This window comes from uncultured Ferrimonas sp., from assembly GCF_947489035.1.
GTDB lineage: Bacteria > Pseudomonadota > Gammaproteobacteria > Enterobacterales > Shewanellaceae > Ferrimonas.
In genome coordinates this window covers 37,745-55,288 of the sequence record NZ_CANLCI010000023.1, presented here as the reverse complement: position 1 = coordinate 55,288, position 17,544 = coordinate 37,745, and the positions used below count along the sequence as shown (strand labels likewise).

The 17,544-nt window shown below is 55.3% G+C and carries 14 protein-coding genes and 1 tRNA gene; 6 read left to right on the top strand and 9 right to left on the bottom strand.

Annotated elements, in window-relative coordinates:
• Positions 1–62: 62 nt before the first annotated feature.
• On the bottom strand, positions 63–332 hold the full coding sequence (locus tag Q0796_RS13550) for a hypothetical protein (protein WP_298444126.1): 270 nt from the start codon (positions 330–332) through the stop codon (positions 63–65).
• Positions 333–450: 118 nt separating this feature from the next.
• Positions 451–527: transfer RNA gene (locus Q0796_RS13545), tRNA-Trp, on the bottom strand.
• A gap of 169 nt (positions 528–696) precedes the next feature.
• Here Q0796_RS13545 and Q0796_RS13540 point away from each other — a divergent pair.
• Complete coding sequence (locus Q0796_RS13540; RefSeq protein WP_298444125.1) at positions 697–1,476, top strand: threonine/serine exporter family protein; 780 nt, start codon at positions 697–699, stop codon at positions 1,474–1,476.
• Positions 1,473–1,943: a threonine/serine exporter family protein gene (locus Q0796_RS13535; RefSeq protein ID WP_298444123.1), complete on the top strand. Its 471-nt coding sequence runs from the start codon at positions 1,473–1,475 to the stop codon at positions 1,941–1,943. The genes Q0796_RS13540 and Q0796_RS13535 overlap by 4 nt, the downstream gene beginning before the upstream one ends.
• A 68-nt stretch (positions 1,944–2,011) precedes the next feature.
• On the opposite strand, the gene tyrS is transcribed toward Q0796_RS13535, so the two are convergent.
• Positions 2,012–3,199: a tyrosine--tRNA ligase gene (gene tyrS / locus Q0796_RS13530; RefSeq protein WP_298444122.1), complete on the bottom strand. Its 1,188-nt coding sequence runs from the start codon at positions 3,197–3,199 to the stop codon at positions 2,012–2,014.
• A gap of 169 nt (positions 3,200–3,368) precedes the next feature.
• On the opposite strand from tyrS, the gene Q0796_RS13525 reads away from it, so the two are divergent.
• Both Q0796_RS13525 and Q0796_RS13520 read left to right on the top strand, forming a co-directional pair.
• A complete protein-coding gene (locus Q0796_RS13525; protein WP_298444120.1) occupies positions 3,369–4,676 on the top strand; it encodes a peptidoglycan DD-metalloendopeptidase family protein in 1,308 nt (435 codons plus the stop codon).
• Positions 4,673–5,791: an anhydro-N-acetylmuramic acid kinase gene (locus tag Q0796_RS13520; protein WP_298444118.1), complete on the top strand. Its 1,119-nt coding sequence runs from the start codon at positions 4,673–4,675 to the stop codon at positions 5,789–5,791. The genes Q0796_RS13525 and Q0796_RS13520 overlap by 4 nt, the downstream gene beginning before the upstream one ends.
• Positions 5,792–5,898: 107 nt before the next feature.
• Here Q0796_RS13520 and Q0796_RS13515 read toward each other — a convergent pair whose 3' ends face one another.
• The 5 genes from Q0796_RS13515 to Q0796_RS13495 all read right to left on the bottom strand — a co-directional run bounded on the left by Q0796_RS13515 (position 5,899) and on the right by Q0796_RS13495 (position 12,673).
• Complete coding sequence (locus tag Q0796_RS13515; protein ID WP_298444116.1) at positions 5,899–6,519, bottom strand: molecular chaperone TorD family protein; 621 nt, start codon at positions 6,517–6,519, stop codon at positions 5,899–5,901.
• 140 nt (positions 6,520–6,659) lie between these two features.
• Positions 6,660–7,277, bottom strand: coding sequence for a DMSO/selenate family reductase complex B subunit (locus Q0796_RS13510; RefSeq protein WP_298444115.1), 618 nt, complete (start codon positions 7,275–7,277; stop codon positions 6,660–6,662).
• A 17-nt stretch (positions 7,278–7,294) separates the two neighbouring features.
• Positions 7,295–9,763: a DMSO/selenate family reductase complex A subunit gene (locus Q0796_RS13505; RefSeq protein WP_298444113.1), complete on the bottom strand. Its 2,469-nt coding sequence runs from the start codon at positions 9,761–9,763 to the stop codon at positions 7,295–7,297.
• Positions 9,764–9,787: 24 nt separating this feature from the next.
• Positions 9,788–11,776 carry an MtrB/PioB family decaheme-associated outer membrane protein gene (locus Q0796_RS13500; RefSeq protein WP_298444111.1) on the bottom strand — a complete coding sequence of 663 codons (1,989 nt, stop codon included), beginning with the start codon at positions 11,774–11,776 and terminating at the stop codon, positions 9,788–9,790.
• A gap of 12 nt (positions 11,777–11,788) precedes the next feature.
• Positions 11,789–12,673, bottom strand: coding sequence for a DmsE family decaheme c-type cytochrome (locus Q0796_RS13495; RefSeq protein ID WP_298444110.1), 885 nt, complete (start codon positions 12,671–12,673; stop codon positions 11,789–11,791).
• 295 nt (positions 12,674–12,968) lie between these two features.
• Between Q0796_RS13495 and Q0796_RS13490 the strand changes: the two genes are divergently transcribed.
• On the top strand, positions 12,969–13,727 hold the full coding sequence (locus Q0796_RS13490; RefSeq protein WP_298444109.1) for a helix-turn-helix transcriptional regulator: 759 nt from the start codon (positions 12,969–12,971) through the stop codon (positions 13,725–13,727).
• A 223-nt stretch (positions 13,728–13,950) separates the two neighbouring features.
• Here the strand turns inward: Q0796_RS13490 and Q0796_RS13485 are convergent, their stop codons facing one another.
• Complete coding sequence (locus Q0796_RS13485) at positions 13,951–14,328, bottom strand: hypothetical protein (protein ID WP_298444107.1); 378 nt, start codon at positions 14,326–14,328, stop codon at positions 13,951–13,953.
• A 357-nt stretch (positions 14,329–14,685) separates the two neighbouring features.
• Between Q0796_RS13485 and Q0796_RS13480 the strand changes: the two genes are divergently transcribed.
• Complete coding sequence (locus Q0796_RS13480; RefSeq protein WP_298444105.1) at positions 14,686–17,520, top strand: DUF748 domain-containing protein; 2,835 nt, start codon at positions 14,686–14,688, stop codon at positions 17,518–17,520.
• Positions 17,521–17,544: the final 24 nt, after the last annotated feature.

The following is a 17,544-nucleotide window of genomic DNA, read 5'->3' as shown; positions in this document are numbered from 1 at the left end:
TAGGTCACGTTAGCCGCTCTTTGGCGTAACGTGACAGCGCCCAAACACCTAAGTAGACATGACTACGCCAGCGGCGATCTGGACGCCGCAAGTACTTGCTCAGGCGTAATCCAGCGCACGCCAGTCACAATGCCCCAATTGCCGTTGTCGTTAGGGCGGCGCCAACGCGGGGTAGGCATTGCTCGCAAATACGCTAAGGCGTCAGCATAGCGTTCAAACTTCTGCTCATCGCCTTTGTTGCCGACGGTATAGAGGCCACTGGCATTTTTCAGCTCTGGCAGAAAGAGGCTGCCATCTTTGGCTTGAGGGATTTTGTCAATCAGGGTGGTCATCACCGCTCCAGTGCAGTTAAGTTCCTCTCCAACATCCGACAACGGCTGTGGCTAGGCAAGTGCCCTGAATTGCAGACACAAAAAAGCCCGCACATTGTGCGGGCTCTCTCGTTTTGTATGGCAGGGGTAGACGGGCTCGAACCGCCAACACCCGGATTTGGAATCCGGTGCTCTACCAATTGGAGCTATACCCCTTGAGAACGAGATGGATTATAAGGGGTCACCGCCAAAGGTAAAGCCCTTTTTCTGACGAACCCATTCAACTGAACAGTTAAGCACCAAATTGTGGAAAATCAGCACAGCTCACAGCGTAAGAATCACGTTTTGCCATAATATCGCCCTCTTTTTTAGCACTGGACTCGTTTTGGCTACCGCAACCACCGACCTTGATCCCCACGATTTAACCCGGATCAGCATCCGTTTAGGGCAACTATTGATGCAACATGGCGCCGAATCCGCGCTGATTGCCGAGCTAAGCCGTCGCATAGGGCGCGCACTGGGACTAGACGAGGTGCACGCCAGCATCAACGCCAACTCCATCAGCATCACCAGCGTCACTAACGGCCACTGCATTACCACGGTGCGTTTTTGCCGCGATCACGGCATCCACTTTGGGGTGATCGCCGAACTGCAGCATCTGGTGGTGATGGCGGAAAAGCAGGTGTTGGATGCGGCATCCATTTTGCGCCGACTCGAACGACTGAACAAAAACCGCTACAACCGCTGGCTGGTGCTGGTGATGGTGGCCCTCTCCTGCGCCGCCTTCAGTGGTTTGGCTGGGGGCGATCTTAAGGTGGCGCTGATGACCTTCTTTGCAACCGCCTGCGGCATGCTGGTGCGGCAAGAGATCGGCCATCGTCACTTCAACCCACTGCTTAACTTTGCCGCCACCGCCTTTGTTACCACCGCCGCCGCGGCACCGGCGCAGTATTTCGAGTTTGGCAATCAACCCACGTTGGTGATGGCCTGTTCGGTGTTGATGCTGGTGCCTGGGGTGCCGCTGATCAACGCCGCCTCTGACATGGTGAAGGGCTACGTGCACGTTGGCCTCGCCCGCTGGGCGATGGCGTCACTGCTCACCTTAGCCACCAGCATTGGCATAGTGATGGCGATGAACCTGTTTGGATTGTGGGCTTGGTTATGATCGTGATTGATGTGTTGGCGTTAGCCAAAAGCGCCGTATTGGCCGCCATTCCCGCTGTGGGGTTTGCGCTGCTGTTTAATGTGCCGCAAAAGTTACTAAAACATTGCGCCATGCTTGGTGCCGTCGGGGTCAGCAGCCGCTTACTGCTGATGCACAATGGCCTCTCTTTCGAGTTAGGCACCCTGCTGGCGGCCACCTTAGTGGGCAGCATTGGCATCTGGCTATCGCCGCGCGTGGTCGCCCCACCAAAAGCCATGACGGTGGCGTCGGTGATCCCAATGTTACCCGGCGTGTACGCTTTTAAGTCGATGACGGCCTTGGTGCAACTGAATCAAACCGACTTTAGCCCAGAGCTGCTGGCGGTGCTGTTCGACAACTTTCTGACCACCATGTTTGTGATTGGTGGCCTTGCCCTTGGCTTAGCACTGCCGGGGCTGCTGTTCTACCGCAACAAACGCATTGTGTAGTGGCGGCTTAACGGCCTGAAGACACAAAAAAGCCCCGCATTAGCGGGGCTGTTCGCATCCATCAGCGTTTAGGCTAGGGTGATGCGCGCAAACTTACGTTTGCCGATTTGGTACACCGCGGTACCGGCAGCAGGCACTAACTTGTTGTCTTCAACCTTGTCACCATCAATCTTCACCGCGCCTTGCTTAATCATGCGTAGCGCCTCGGAAGTGGTTTTCACCAGCTCAGCTTCTTTCAGCAAGTTGGCGATAGGCAGACCCGCGTCAAAGCTCAGCTCTGGCATCTCATCTGGGATCTGATTCTTAGAGAAACGCTGAGTAAACTCGTTATGCGCGCCCTCGGCGGCGGCGTCGTCGTGGAAGCGAGCGATGATCTCTTTCGCCAAAGCGATCTTGGCATCACGCGGGTTGGCGCCAGCCTCGGTGGCCGCTTTCAGTTCGCTGATCTGCTCAAGCGACTTAAACGACAACAGCTCGTAGTAGTCCCACATCTGTTCGTCAGAGATAGACATCATCTTGCCGAACATGTCAGAAGGTGCGTCAGCAATGCCAATGTAGTTATTGGCCGACTTAGACATCTTCTTAACGCCATCCAAGCCCACCAGCAGCGGCAAGGTGATCACCACCTGACGCTCTTGGCCTGCGCCTTTTTGCAGTTCACGGCCCATCAGTAAGTTGAACTTCTGATCGGTACCGCCCAGCTCGATGTCGGCTTCCAGTGCCACCGAATCGTAGCCCTGCAGCAGCGGGTACATAAACTCGTGGATGGCGATGGATTGGCCGCCAGCGTAACGCTTTTTAAAGTCGTCCCGTTCCAGCATTCGTGCCACGGTTTGCTGTGCCGCTAAGCGCAACATGCCTTCGGCACCCAGATCGCCCAACCAGCTGGAGTTAAACTCGATGCGGGTTTTAACCGGATCCAAAATTTTGAACACCTGCTCTTTGTAGGTTTCAGCGTTGGCCGCAACCTGTTCTTTGGTCAGCGGTGGGCGAGTGTTATTTTTACCGGTTGGATCACCCACCATGCCGGTGAAATCACCGATCAGGAAGATCACTTCGTGGCCCAGATCTTGGAACTGGCGCAACTTGTTGAGGATCACCGTGTGGCCCAGGTGGATATCCGGGGCGGTGGGATCGGCACCCAATTTTACTTTCAGTGGGCGACCCAATTTCAGCTTGGCCACCAACTCCTCTTCCACCAAAATCTCATCGGTACCACGACGAATTTCGGCTAAGGCCTTATCCAAATCAGTCATTCACTGTCTCCGCACGGTTTGAATCTGTCTGCAAAAGCGATAATGTTACTGATTAGCCCCGATAAAGCAAAGCGCCGCATCCCAGTGCTGGCTATCCCGACACAAAAAGCCTCATCGTCTCGGAACCGTCAGCGCCGATGCATCGCCATAAAAACAACTGCATTCAACTATGATCCGAGCCGTATCCCGTACCACCGCTCTGTTTGCTCAATTGCCACACCGCCACCGTGGTGCCATTTTAATGTTAGTCGCCATTATGGTGCTGATAGGCTTACTGCCCAGCCCGCAATCGCTGGCGCAGAAATTTTCTCAGGTGATCCCCAGCCAACAGCGGTTGCCATTAACGCTGGCCCCGTTGCCTGACCGCGCCCCAACCATAGAGCCGCTGCAATGGCGCAGTTTCCCAGTAAACAATGGCGACAGCGCCGCGCTGCTGTTTGATCGGGCGGGGTTGTCCCCCAAAACCCTGCACCAGATCACCCAGCTGCCCAATGCGGCCAAGCGATTACGCCGAATCAAGCCCGGCCAACGCATTGAACTGGGGTTCGATGGCGATCAATTTAAGCAGCTGCGCTACCAAACCTCCGCCAGCGACACCCTTATCGTTAACGCCACGGCCGATGGCTACCAAGAACAGATTGAACAACTGGCCGTAGAGAAGCGCGAACGGTTTGCCAGCGCCACCATCCAATCCAACTTTTGGAATGCGGCGGTGGATGCGGGGCTAACCCCCAACACCATCATGGAACTGGCGGGGCTGTTTGGCTGGGACATCGACTTTGCCTTAGACATTCGCCAAGGCGACCGTTTCAGTGTGTTGTGGCAGAACAACTACATTGATGGCCAGTACGTGAATGAAGGCGATATCTTGGTGGCCGAGTTCATTAACCAAGGCGACACCTTCCGCGCGGTACGCCACAGCGACGGCAAGTATTACAGCGACACCGGCCGTGCCATGAAGAAAGCCTTCTTGCGGGCACCGGTGCAGTTTAACTACGTATCAAGCAACTTTAATCCGCGCCGCATGCATCCGGTTACCGGCCGAGTTCGGCCCCACCGTGGCACCGATTACGTTGCCCCGCGTGGCACCCCAATCATGGCCGCGGGTGATGGCATCGTTACCCACGCCACCTACAACAAATTGAACGGCAACTATGTGTTCATTAAGCACTCTAACCAGTACATCACTAAGTACCTGCACCTCTCCAAGCGGCTGGTGAAGAAGGGCCAACGGGTGAAGCAGGGGCAAACCATCGGCAAGTTGGGCAGCACCGGTCGCGTTACCGGCGCCCACCTGCACTACGAATTTTTAGTGAATGGGGTGCATCGCAACCCACGTACCGTCAAGCTGCCGCAGTCGCGTTCGCTTAGCGGCAAAGAGAAACAAACCTTCCTTGCCAACAGCAAAACGCTATTGGCTCAACTGAGTCACCGACAATCGTTTCGGTTGGCGCGCAGCGAGCAACCAGCACTATGAGCTATTTGATTGGACTGATGTCGGGCACCTCAATGGATGGGGTGGATGCAGTATTGGTGGCGTTTAACGATAACGGCAAACCCACCCTGCGCGGCGCCCACAGCCTTGAGCTGCCGCCGCCACTGCTGAACGATCTGCACCGGTTGTGCAGCCCCGGCAATAACGAAATTGACCGCCTTGGCCGCGCCGATCGCGCTTTGGCGCGCGTGTTTGCCGAAGCGGTGCACAACCTGTTGGCCAAAACCGGGGTCGAGGCCAGCGCCATTGCCGCCATTGGCAGCCACGGCCAAACCGTGCGCCACATGCCCGAAGGCCATCACGCCTTTACCCTGCAGCTTGGCTGCCCGAGCACCTTAGCAACGCTCACTGGCATTGATGTGGTGGCGGATTTTCGCCGCAAAGACATCGCCCTTGGCGGCCAAGGCGCGCCACTGGTGCCCGCCTTTCACCAAGCGCTGTTCCAAACCCCCGCGGATCGCGCCATCGTAAACATTGGTGGCATCGCCAACATCACTTGGCTGCCCGGCAGCGCCGCCCAAGCTCAGGGCGCGCAAGTGCTGGGCTACGACACCGGCCCCGGCAACACCCTAATGGACGCTTGGTGCCGTGATCATCTGGGCTGCAACTACGACGACAACGGCGCCATTGCCGCCCGCGGCCAAGTGAACGACGCCCTTTTGTCGCGGCTGCTCAGCCACGCCTATTTCAATCAGGCGCCCCCCAAAAGCACCGGCCGCGAGCTGTTTAACAGCGTGTGGCTGCAAGGGCACCTGCACAGCCTGCCCGCCATCAAAGATGAAGACGTTCTGGCCACCTTGCTGGCCACCACGGTGATCAGCATCGCCGATTGCGTTAGCCACCATTCCAACAGCGCCGAGCTGTTTGTTTGTGGCGGCGGCGCCTTTAATGGCGAGCTGATTAAGCAATTGGGGCAGCGTTTGCCCCAGTGCAATGTGCAAACCACCGCCGCCCTAGATCTGCCACCGCAATGGGTGGAAGCCTCGGCGTTTGCGTGGCTGGCCTACCGCCACCTGCACGGCTTAACCAGCAGCTTACCGGCGGTCACCGGCGCCAGCCGCGCCGCCGTCTTAGGCGGGCTGTACCCCAGCGCGTAATCGTTGAATTCTGCCCGTCGCGCAGACACAAAAAAACGCCTGAATCGCACCATGCTTCTCAGGCGTTTTTTATTGCTACCAACGGCTGCGATTACTGCCTTAAATCGTCAGCCAATCTGAGGGCAGTGGATCGGCAGTGGTTGCACCGTCACTTGCCCTTGTTCGGCGATCTGCGCCAGCGTCAGCTCCGCCAGCTCGGCCACACCACGGTAAAAATCGGTTCCCCCATGATGTTTTACCAAACTGAAAAAGGTTGGTGCCCACGGCAACAGGTGCTCCCCTAATAGTTCAGCCGCGGCTTGCGATTGCCCTTGTTGCAACAGCTCGGCCAACACCGCCAGCTGCACCCCGATGTGATCCCACGGCTGATTGCCCACCAACGTAAGCTCAATGCCACGTTGCTGGCAAAAGTGCTGAAATCGGGTTGAGGTTGCGCCAAACAGCAGGTTGTCTTTGTCGGTATAAACCGAGCCCCACGGGTAGGCCAAGGCTCGCCCAGGACCAAGAAATAATCGGTAGTAGTCTCGCTCAAGAACAGCAAAGGCATCATCGCGCAGTGACGCATCAGTCTGCGTCAACACGGTAACAATCGCAGCGGTTTGGTAAGGCCACTCATCCGTCCAACGGGTTTGCTGCACTTGGTTAATAAAATCCTGCTCTGGCTTGAACAGAAACCATCGATGCAACAGTCTTAGGCTGGCTTCGATACTGGGGTTTGATGTAAGCATGTTTCGATCCCAAAAAAGGCGCTATCTGCGTAAATCCGTACCGTTGCGGCACCAACCCGCGCGGCAACGCCAAGTCGATAGCAACGTTCATCGCCACACGGCAAAAAAAGGGGGCCGACTGCCCCCACTATTTAAGCAAATTACACTTCGGCGTCGTTCAACAGCTTCGCCCCTGCTTGCGCGTTGGCGTTTACTTTAATCACCAAATTGGGGTTGGTGATGCTAGCTGATGGCAGTGGCGCGATATCTGCATTGCTGCCATATTTGGCTCGCAGTTCCTCAATCGGGCCAAAATCCAATGCCCGTAACGGGCACGACTCAACACAGGTGGGCTTACGCCCGCTGCCAATGCGATCGAAACAACCGTCACACTTGGTCATTACCCCACGTTGGGTATCAAACTGCGGCGCGCCGTAAGGGCAGGCGCGCGAACAGCTTTGGCAGCCAATACACACCGCTTGATCGATGTGCACCAACCCATCCACCTTGCGCTTATGGCAGGCACCGGTTGGGCAACTTTTCACACATACGGGGTGCGAACAATGGTTACAGCCAATCGAGGCGTAGTAGCCATAAACGTTTTGTTCAAAGGTGTTGTCGGCGTTTTGTTGCCACTGGCCACCGCCAAATTCAAACACTCGACGCCAGTTGATCCCAACTGGCAATTCACTGCGATCCTTACAAGAGACTTGGCAGGTTTTACAGCCGCTGCAGATGCTGGTATCGACAAAAAAACCGTACTGAACTGAATTGCTCATCGTTTCACTCCTTCCTATTACGCCGACATCTGCACACGGATGGTGTGCTGCGGGTTGCCTTGGGTTACTGGGGTTGGGTGGTACTTGGTGAGCGTGTTGAGACAACCGCCCAGATCAATGCCATTGCTGTCGGCTTTGTGCCAAGCGCCTTCAGCCAAGGCCAATACGCCGGGGGTGACTCTAGGGGTGATCTTCATTTTGACGCGAATGCTGCCGGTGGGGCTGGTTAGGGTTACCTGCTGGCCATCGGTAAAGCCGCTGGCATCCAGCGGATTCACCCACACCGCATCTTCTACCGCTTCACGCAGCCACGGCACATTGTGGTAGGTCGAGTGAGTGCGGCCTTTGCTGTGGTAGCAGGCCATTTGCAGCGGGTACTGATCCTTGGTGTCTTGATCTTCATAGCCCTGCCACGGCGCAACGTATTTCCCTAGCGGATCAATCTGATCAATTGGCTGATCGGAACGGGTGTTGCGTTCGGTGGCGAGCTTAGCCCAGCTAAAGGAATAGAGCTCAATTTTGCCCGACGGCGTTGATAAGGGCTTGCCCTGTTTCACCAATTCTTCCAGCACCACGTAAGGCGCTGGAGCAAACTCTTTATGAATGCCGATTTTCTGGGCCTCAACGTAGCTTGCTGGCATCGGCTGCGATGGGTTGGCTGCCACCGTTTGTTGGTACAGATGCTCTAACCACTGCGCTTCGTTACGCCCTTCGGTATAGCCTGATACGTCACCACCCATGGCTGCGCACAACTCTTCCCCAATCTGATACATCGAGCGAGACTCAAACATCGGTTCGCACGCGGCTTGTAGGAAGTTGATGTAACCAAATTCGCCCGAGTTGTAGGACTGGCCAGAGAGATCATTCGACTCTAACCAAGTGGTTGCAGGCAGAATGTAATCCGCCATATTGGTGGACGATGTCATCCAGCAATCGATGCCCACAATCAGCTCACACTGGCTTTCATCTTGCAGCACGCGCTTGCTGTAGTTGATGTCGCTTTGCTGGTTGATAACGCTGTTACTGGCGGCAAAGAAGATCGCTTTCACATTGGTGCCCAGCGGCGTATCCAGATCGGCTGTGCCTTTTACCGAGTGGCTACGGGTGGTCATGGTCTCGCCACGCTCAACCGCTTCAATGATGTTGTGCATGAAGATCGATTCCGACACCGGATTGGGGCCACTGTCCATGGTCACCCGCTTAAGCTTATGACCCTTGGCCAATTCGCCATTGTTGGTGCCCGGTTGGCCGAGCTTGCCGGTTAAGGCCGGCAACATGTACAGCGCTCGCGTGGTTTGCTCGCCATTGGCTTGGCGATTGCTGGATGAACCCGCGTAGATGTATGGCGCCTTGGCAGCCATCAACTTATTGGCCAGCTCGATAATGCGGTTCTCTGGGATCCCAGTAATGGCGGCCGCCCACGCTGGGGTTTTCGCCGCTCCGGCGTATTTGCCTTCACCCAACACGTAATCTTTGTAGTTATCAGCAGCGTCAACAACATCGCCATAGTTCGCTTGCAGCTGCGGATCTGTGGCTAGCGCGCGCTCTATCGATTCGCGGTCATAGCCGACACAAAACTCATCTAAAAAGGCTTTCGAGTTTGCCTCAACCCAACCGCTGCTGATCATCTGATAAGCCATCGCTTCCGCTAAGGCAGCATCGGTGCCCGGCCGAATTGGCAGCCAGCTGTCTTCTTTGCCTAAGCAGCTGTCGGTGTAGCGCGGATCCACAAAAATCACATCCAGATCGCCGTTGTCACGACGATGCTCTATCGCTTTCAGCAAATCGTATTGTTCCCCCGAACCGGACATGCGTAGCTCAAAGGGGTTGTGCCCAAACGCCAAGAACAGATCCGAATGACGCACCTGACTGATGTGAGAACCCGCGCCACCATAGCGATGGCCATAGGTTGCTTCGGCGGCGACCTGCGACATCGCCACCGAGTAGTTGCCCCAGTGATCAAGAAAGCCCCCACTGAAGGTCAACGCACGGCGAATGCAGTTAGCGCTAGCGAAGCTGTAATCAGCCCCGGTGCCAGCGTGCATGTAGATTGATTTACTGCCGTGGGCACTGCGCAGTTCACCGGTTTTGGCGGCGATCTCGGCATAAGCTTGCTCCCAGCTGATCTCATCAAAAATGCCATCGCCACGCATCGTTCCCGGTCGGCGCTTTAATGGCACCCGCAACCGATCTGGGGCGTAAGTGGTTTTACGCACCGAACGGCCACGCAAACAGGCACGAGTTTGGTGCTCGCCATACTCGTCAGTCTCGCTCCATTGACCTTCAATTCGGGTAACAACCCCATTTTGAGAGTACACCTGCAATGGGCAGTTATGGCCGCAGTTACCCAAGCACGCAGACCAGGTCATGGTTTCAGCGGATGGCACCTGTGGGGTGATGGTTTCAGTGCTTTTACTGCCGCAAGCGGTGATACAGCTTACCGCTCCAGCTGTTGCAGATAGTTTTAAAAATTCACGTCTTTGCATCAGTTTTTTCCTTGTTTTAGGGGGTTACAACACGTAGCTGAGGGTCAACATCAACTGATGAGCGTTGTAGTTACTGCTAAGGTTGCCCAATGGGGTTAACCCCTCCGTGGTGCAGGCCGATACGTCGGCATAGTCGGTGTCGTAATAACGCTCGTAGCGATAATTCAGCTTCAACTTAGCCGCAGCATTTATGGCGTATTCCGCATACAGGTTGGCGTTATGCGACCAAGCACTGTAATCAGCAAATGCGCTTTGATTGGTGACTGCCGCGTCTGATTCCGATTGGCTGTAGCTGTAATCCAAACCCAGCACCAATGCCTGCTGCAGCAAGCCGCTGTAACGACTGCCTATGCCGATGTGCATGAATCGATCTTCGTTATCGCTGCGCCAATCCACCTGAGCAAAGCTTTGACTGCCTAACTGATTCGATTCGATCCGCTGTTGGCCACCCAAAAGGTACAGATCCAGCTGGGGCAGTGGCTGGTAGTTGATGGCAAGGTCGTAACCGCTGTCGGTGGACTCGCTTAACCCCAATGCGCTGCTGCGGTTGGCCGAGTAGTCATCCAGCGCGTAGCGCACGCTGAAATCGATGACGACGTTGGGATGTGGGATCTGACTAAGGTTGAATTCGACAGCGGTGCGATCACGATCCGCAAGGTGATATTTGCGTAACAGCTCGTTGTCTTCCGAAGAGGTGGCTGCCGCAGCTTGATAAGCCGAGCCATCGCGCTGGCCATACTCGCCTTGCACGCTGAAATTCCAGTGTTCAAAACCGTGGTATTTCAGCTTGGCGAACAGCCGTTGTTCTTGGCTCTCTTCCCGAGCTGAATCCGACCGTTGTTGGTAAATATGCTGCACTCCAGCCGTTAAACGCCCACCTTGAGCAAAGCGATAATTGGCTTCGAGCTGGTAAGCGGCTTTCTCACTGTCCAGTGCCACATTATGGCTGGCCTGCCCCGATAAGGGGTCGTACTCAACAGCGTTAAAGAGCTGAATTGGGGTACGGTTATCGCGATCGCGGTAATCAAACTTAGCGTTCACTTTCAGGTTGCGGCTAAGCGCAGACGCCAGCTTGAAATTGGCCGCTAAGGTAGTTACTTCGCCATTTAGGTGGCTGATCCCAGCTGCGACACCGGCGCCATCAACGTAATCTTGATTTTGGTAGCGCCAGCCTTTCACCACTCGTCCGCTTAGGCTGGTGCGATCGAAACGGTATTGCCCTTGCAGCATCGCTTGATGAGCTTCATTGTTGGGGGCAAAGGCTTGCAGGCTGGTCACTTGGCCCTGACGCAAGCCGGTGTTGCTGTTATCAAACACACTGCCTTGGTAAGACAACATTGCCAGCCAGCGCGGCCCAAACAGCTCGGTGCCGGCGTGCAGGGTTTGGGTGCTGCTGTCGATGGGCTTAACAAAATTCACCGGGCTTTTATTAACCTGAACCGAACTGAGCTGCTGCCCACTGTGGCGTTGATAGCCATAGCGAGCAAAACTGCTCCAAGATTCCCCTGCAACCTTGCCGCTCAGTTGCCAGCTTTCGCGCTTTTTTTGCAACAAAGCGGTGCGAACCTCGGTGCTCGCCACCAATTGCTCGCCATTTACCCCGTATTGACCTTGGGCTTGAGCCGCATCCACCGTCAGCTGGCTTTGATAGCCCAGCGCCACCGCGTAACGGTCAAACTGATAAGCCACCTTGCCGCTGCCCGTTTCCATGCCCAAGTCTTGCGCTTGCAGCTGCAACCGTGTGCCCGCCTGTTGATATTGAACGTTCGCTTGCAACGCTAACGCCGCTTCACTGTCGTCACCCATACGATTGGCTGCGTGGGCGTTGTCGGCATCACTGCCCAGTAACGACAACCCGATTTCGCCATCAACGCGCATGGAGTCACACCGCTTACAGTGCCACTTGCTGGTATCGATATTGGCTCGGTCAACGGCGTTCAGGGTAAAGCTCGCGCCATTGGCGGTGCCCACCTGCAATAACGCCAGCGCCACCACACTTAATTGAAATTTCATTTGATGCTTTCCTTAGCGCAACAACTGCTTGCCAGCTGGGTGGTTCGATCCATGAATAGAGCCATGACAGTTCATGCAACTTTGGCCACCCGTAAAGGCGGAGTCGTCATCGCCGTAGGCACGACTGGCGTGGCCATCGCTGGCATGGCAGCTTTGGCACAACATCGGCGCACGGCGCTCTAGCATGGCGTCATTAACGGAACCATGGGGGTTGTGACAACTGGTACAGTTATCTACCACCGGTTCGTGCTCCCACAGCAGCGGCCCACGCTTCTCGGCATGGCACTGATAACAGGTGTCATTGATGCTCACCTGTTTCAGACTGCCATCGGTCATCGAACCATGGGCGCTGTGGCAATCTGAACAGGTCATTGATCCCGATTGAGTTGGGGTGGTCAGCGGGTGGCTGCTGCGCTTATTAAGATCGAGCTTCTGCTCACGGTGGCACTGACTACACATCGCCACTTCTGCGGCTCGATTCAACACTGGATCTTGACCGGTGTGGATCTGGTGGCAGCTCAGGCAGGATTGGTCATCGCTATGCAACGTGTCGTGCCACGCCATGCGTTGGCTATCTTGGTGACACGATAAACAAACGCTGCTTTGCAGCTCGGCAGACACATTGCCGTTATCACCAAAGGTGATCATTGGTTGGTTTTTGCCTTTGTGCTTGCCTTGAGGGCCGTGGCAAGCTTCACATTGCAGCTGCGCCATCGGGCTACTGCTGTGCAAATCGCCGTGAACACCATCAAACAGCGCCATCACCGTTTCATTTTTTTTATGGCACATCAAACAACTGTCTGCGCCACGCTTTGAATACTGCCCTTGTTGAAACTTTTCAATTAGTAGCGTTTCTTCCGATGCATGCAAATAGCCACTAGCAAATAAAAGCGACACTATCCCTGTCCGAATTAAAGACCTTACCCTCACACTTACCTCCGCAATAAATATCGCAGCAGAAAGACCTAATTGAAAATGGAATAAAATCAAAAAAGCTCTGCTCCATTTTTAGGCTAAGCGTGACAACAATAATCACCAACCCAGAAACGGACTAATTAAATCTAAATACGGACACCCCAGCAGCGCGCTGTTCTTTACGTGAACAAGCTCACACATTAATCTCAATTTTGTAATGCATTTTCAATGAGAAACGTTACAGTCTTGCCATCAGAAGCTAAATGACTGACCCGTTGTGAATATTCCTGTTAAACAACATGAAAACAATCCGAATCCACTGTATTGCCACCAATACCGTTCAGATCCAAACATTTATGTTGATTTCCACACCCATAAAACTGGCCAGTTGCTGTATTTAGCGGAAGGCAGTGCCATCATTGAAACCCCAGATGTGCAGACTCGGATCAGTCCGGATCGAGGGATATGGCTGCCGCCCCATACCCCCCATAACACCCGTGCCAGCCGTTCCTACCTTTATCGCAGTATCTACATCGATACCAAGGTCTATCGCGGTTTGCCAGAGCAGGTCTGCATTAAACAGATTGGCCCCTTGCTGCAACAGTTAATCGATAACTGTTCCGATTGGCAGCAGTCATGGGAAAGAAATAGCATCCATGATTACAAAGCTAGAGTGATCGTTGATGAAATAATAAATTCGAGCTCGGCGCCCCTAAGTGTTAGTCACTGCACGGAGCGACGTCTGGCGATAATATGTCAGCAGCTTATTGAAAACCCAGAAAATAAAATGTCATTGGCTGGGTGGGGAATCGAAGTCGGTGCCAGTGAAAAGACCTTGGCGCGGCTGTTCAAAAAAGAGATGGGCGTAAATTTTCACCAGTGGCGTTTAAGTGTTCGCATGATGCACGCCGTCACCTTATTAAAACAAGGCATTGCTATCGCTGAAATTATTCCTCAAGTTGGCTACGGTTCCGCCAGTGCGTTTAATTCGGCATTCCAAAGCTATTTTGGGAAAAAGCCAACTGAATATAAATAACTATTTGAACAGAACAATTACATTGGTAAACTTTTATCTTGCCGATTAAATAGCACGCTTCAGCACCGAGGTTAAAAATATTTTAGCCTTAATCGCGGGTTGAGTTTATCTCACTGTTATCGGAGCTTGCCTGTGTAACGGCGGTGAGGTTCCTTGCGTAAATGCTGGCCACAAAAAAGCCGCTCAATGAGCGGCTTTTTTTCGCTAAACAGTAAGCGATCACTTACTCGGCGTAGCTGGAATCCCAGTCGCCGTAGTTGGCGTCGCCCACTAAGATGGTGGCGTCTACGTCACCCAACTGCGCTTTCACCACGCCTTGGATTTTCGCCATCACATCGTCTTGGGACTCTTGCGCGCTGAAGAAGCTTACCGCTACGTGGTACTTGTTGTTGAAATAAGCGATAAACAGATCCCAACCTTCGGTGCCTTGCAGCTCGGTTAAGGCATCATCCAACGCGTCGAACTTTTCAATGTCGCCTTCAAAGCGAAACTCAACGCAGATCTCAGCGTAAGCGCCAATCCCATATTTCTTCTGGTGGCGGGCTTTGTGGTGAGATTTCAGCTCAGGTTTTGCCAGCAGTGGCACAGCAATCACGGACATGATGACCTCTTTGGTAACGCGCTGCAGATCAGCGCCAATCAATGATGTTTGCCAACGGCAAACGGATGGTTGGAGGGTAAGTCAGCCCCCAGCCAGACGCAACTAAAACCCGTTTTTTTCCCGCCCCGTCAACGGCAACTGCGATCCATCGCGATTTCCTTAGCGCGCCGCAGGGAAAACCGAGCACCGCCATCGACAAACTGCCATTCTTCTAAGCGGGCACTGGGGGTACACTAGGGCCACCGGCAGAAAAGGAGTTAGCTTAAGGTGAAACAGTGGTGGCAAATATCGTGGGTTCGATGGGGCAGTTACAGCGCAATCGCCTTAGCTCTTTATTGTCTGTTATTGGGCTGGCTGATGCCGCAACTGGCCAAAAGCCAGCTGCCGAAATGGGTTGCCGAGCACACCAATGGCAGTCTCAGCATCGGCGACATTCGTTTTCAGCCATTAAGCTGGCGACTGCAAGTGGATCAGCTGCAACTGAATGACGACCAAGGCCAAGCGGCCTTTACCCTGCAACAAGCGGTGGTCAATCTAGAGCCGTGGCGTTCGCTGTTTGGCCTGCGTGGCCAACTGCACCAACTGCAGCTGAATAAACCCAGCGTGACCTTGGTTGAGCGCAACGGCGAGCTTAATGTCGTTACTCTGTTTGCGCCGCTGCTTCAAGCGGATCCCAACGCCGAACCCGCCAGCCCCGCCGCTAGCAACAAGCCGCTGCCATTGGCCATCGACCAATTTGCCTTAACCGCCGGGGCCATCAGTTATCAGCGTCAGGATCAGCCACAGCCGTTAACCGCCAGTCAGCTGAACTTACAAGGGCAGCAACTGAACTTTGCCGGTGCCGATAACCAATTGCAGCTGTCGTTACGTGGCCCCAATGGCGGCGAGCTGAACTTGCAACTGAGCAGCCAATTCACGCCGCTGAATATTGCAGCCGACATTCGCTTATCGGCGCTGCAGCTGGCGCCCATTTGGCAATTTATCCAGCCGCCGGTGGCGGTCGAGCTCAACCAAGGTGCCTTGGCCCTGAACAGCCAGATCATCCTGCAACAGCCGCCCGCTCAGGGGCAGCAAGCGCAGCCGCTGCAACTGAAGGTGCGTAACACCGATATCCTCTTTACCGAGCTTGCCCTTAGCCAAACCAACAGCACCGCGCAGCCCCTGCTGAATGTTGATCAATTGGCCTTTACCGGCCTGCAACTGGCGTGGCCGCAGCAGCAAGTGCAGCTCGACAGCATCGCCCTGCAAGGCGGTCAAGCCAACGCCAGCTTAGAAACCAACGGCTTATCGTGGCTGCAACTGCTGCCGCCAGCCCCGCCAGCGGCAACCGCTGCCGCCGCGCCCGCCAGCACCGACTCAGCCCCATGGCAGCTGCTGGTTCGTGGCGTTAGCATCGACGATTGGCGCGTCAACCTAACCGACAACACCGCCCCCGCTCCGGCTCAGTGGCAACTGGATCTGCAGCAGTGGCGAGCCGCGCCGCTCAGCAGCGACTTAACTCAGCCAATTACGCTGGCCTTAGCCAGCCGCCTGAACGACAGCGCCAGCATCCAATTTGATGGCCAATTGCTGCCGCAGGATCTCACCTTGCAATCCAGCCTCAGCGTGCAAGATTTTAACCTGCTGGATACCCTGCCCTACTGGCAGCAGCAACTGGCGCTGAAACTCAACAGTGGCAGCGCCAACATTGATGGCGAGCTGGAATTGATCAGCACCGAGCCGCTGGATCTGCGCTTTACTGGCAACGCCGCCATCAATCAACTGCACAGCCAAGATCCCCAAGGCCAGCGGGATCTGCTGAAGTGGCAACAACTGGCGTTTAACGGCATCGGTTTTGGCACCCAGCCAATGGCACTGCGGATCGACAGCATCGACGCCGTTCACCCTTACGCTCGCATCATTGTGGATGAAGATGGCAGCACCAATTTAAGCCAGCTCGGCACCGAAGCAGAGCAAAACACCGAGGCTGCAACGGCAACCGCTGCGGCCGATTCCGCCGCCCAGACTGCGACGGCCGCCCCCTCTGCGCCAGCGGAGCTACCGCTGACCATCAACATCGGTGCCATCAACCTGCAGCAAGGCAGCGCCTTCTTCGCCGACAACAGCCTAACCCCCAAATTTGCCACCGGCATCGAGCAGATCAACGGCCGCATCGGCAGCCTCAGCTCTGAGTTTGCGCAGCCCGCGCAGGTCGACATTAATGGCCAAGTGGATCGCTACGCCCCAATGAGCCTAAAAGGCGAACTGCAGCCCTTTGGGGCCCAGCGACAACTGGATCTGGGGCTGAACTTCAACAACATCGAGCTCACCTCGCTGAACCCCTACTCTGGCACCTACGCCGGTTACTTTATTGATCAAGGCCAGCTGAATCTGGGGCTGAACTATCAGCTCGATGGCAACAAGCTGAACGGCAACAACAAGGTGGTGTTAAACCAGCTGAAACTGGGTAAGCGCAGCGATTCCGAGCACGCCACCAGCTTGCCGGTGGCACTGGCCATCGCCCTGATGCAAGACAGCAACGGCGTGATCGATTTGGAGCTGGCGATCAGCGGCAACGTGGACGATCCGCAATTTGCCATCGGCCCGCTGGTGCTGCAGGCGCTGGGCAACCTGATCACCAAAGCGGTTACCGCCCCCTTTGCGCTGTTGGGCAACTTGCTCGGCGGCGAGCCACCCGCCGAATTTGTGCAGTTTGCCCCAGGCACGGTGGTGCTGACCGAGCAAGCGCAAACCGAACTGAAACGGCTGGCCAGCGCCTTAGAACAGCGGCCGAAGCTCAGCCTGACCGTGGCAGGTGCCATCGCCCCCGCCGCCGACAAGCACGCGTTAGCCCAGCAAGCGCTCAGCAGCCAATTGGGTTACGACGTCAGCCAACTGACCGAACCGGCGCAGTGGCAACAGCTGGAACAGTTAGCGCAAGCGCAATTAGCCGCTGAGGTGTTGGCCGAACTGAAACAGCAACTGCCGCAACCCGAGCAATACCAAAACCGCCTGCGCGAGAAGCTGCTAGAAACGCAGCCGATCACCGATGCGGCGCTGGCGCAATTGGCGCTGCAACGGGCAGCGAACACCAAGCAGTTGCTGGTTGAACAGGCGGGGTTGCCACCCGAGCGGGTGTTTGTGAAAGAGACCCGCGTCGAGCTCGACACCCGCGGTGCCAGAGTGCATCTGGCGCTGGGCTCCGGCGGCTAACGCCAAACGCCCCTTAACGCAGCC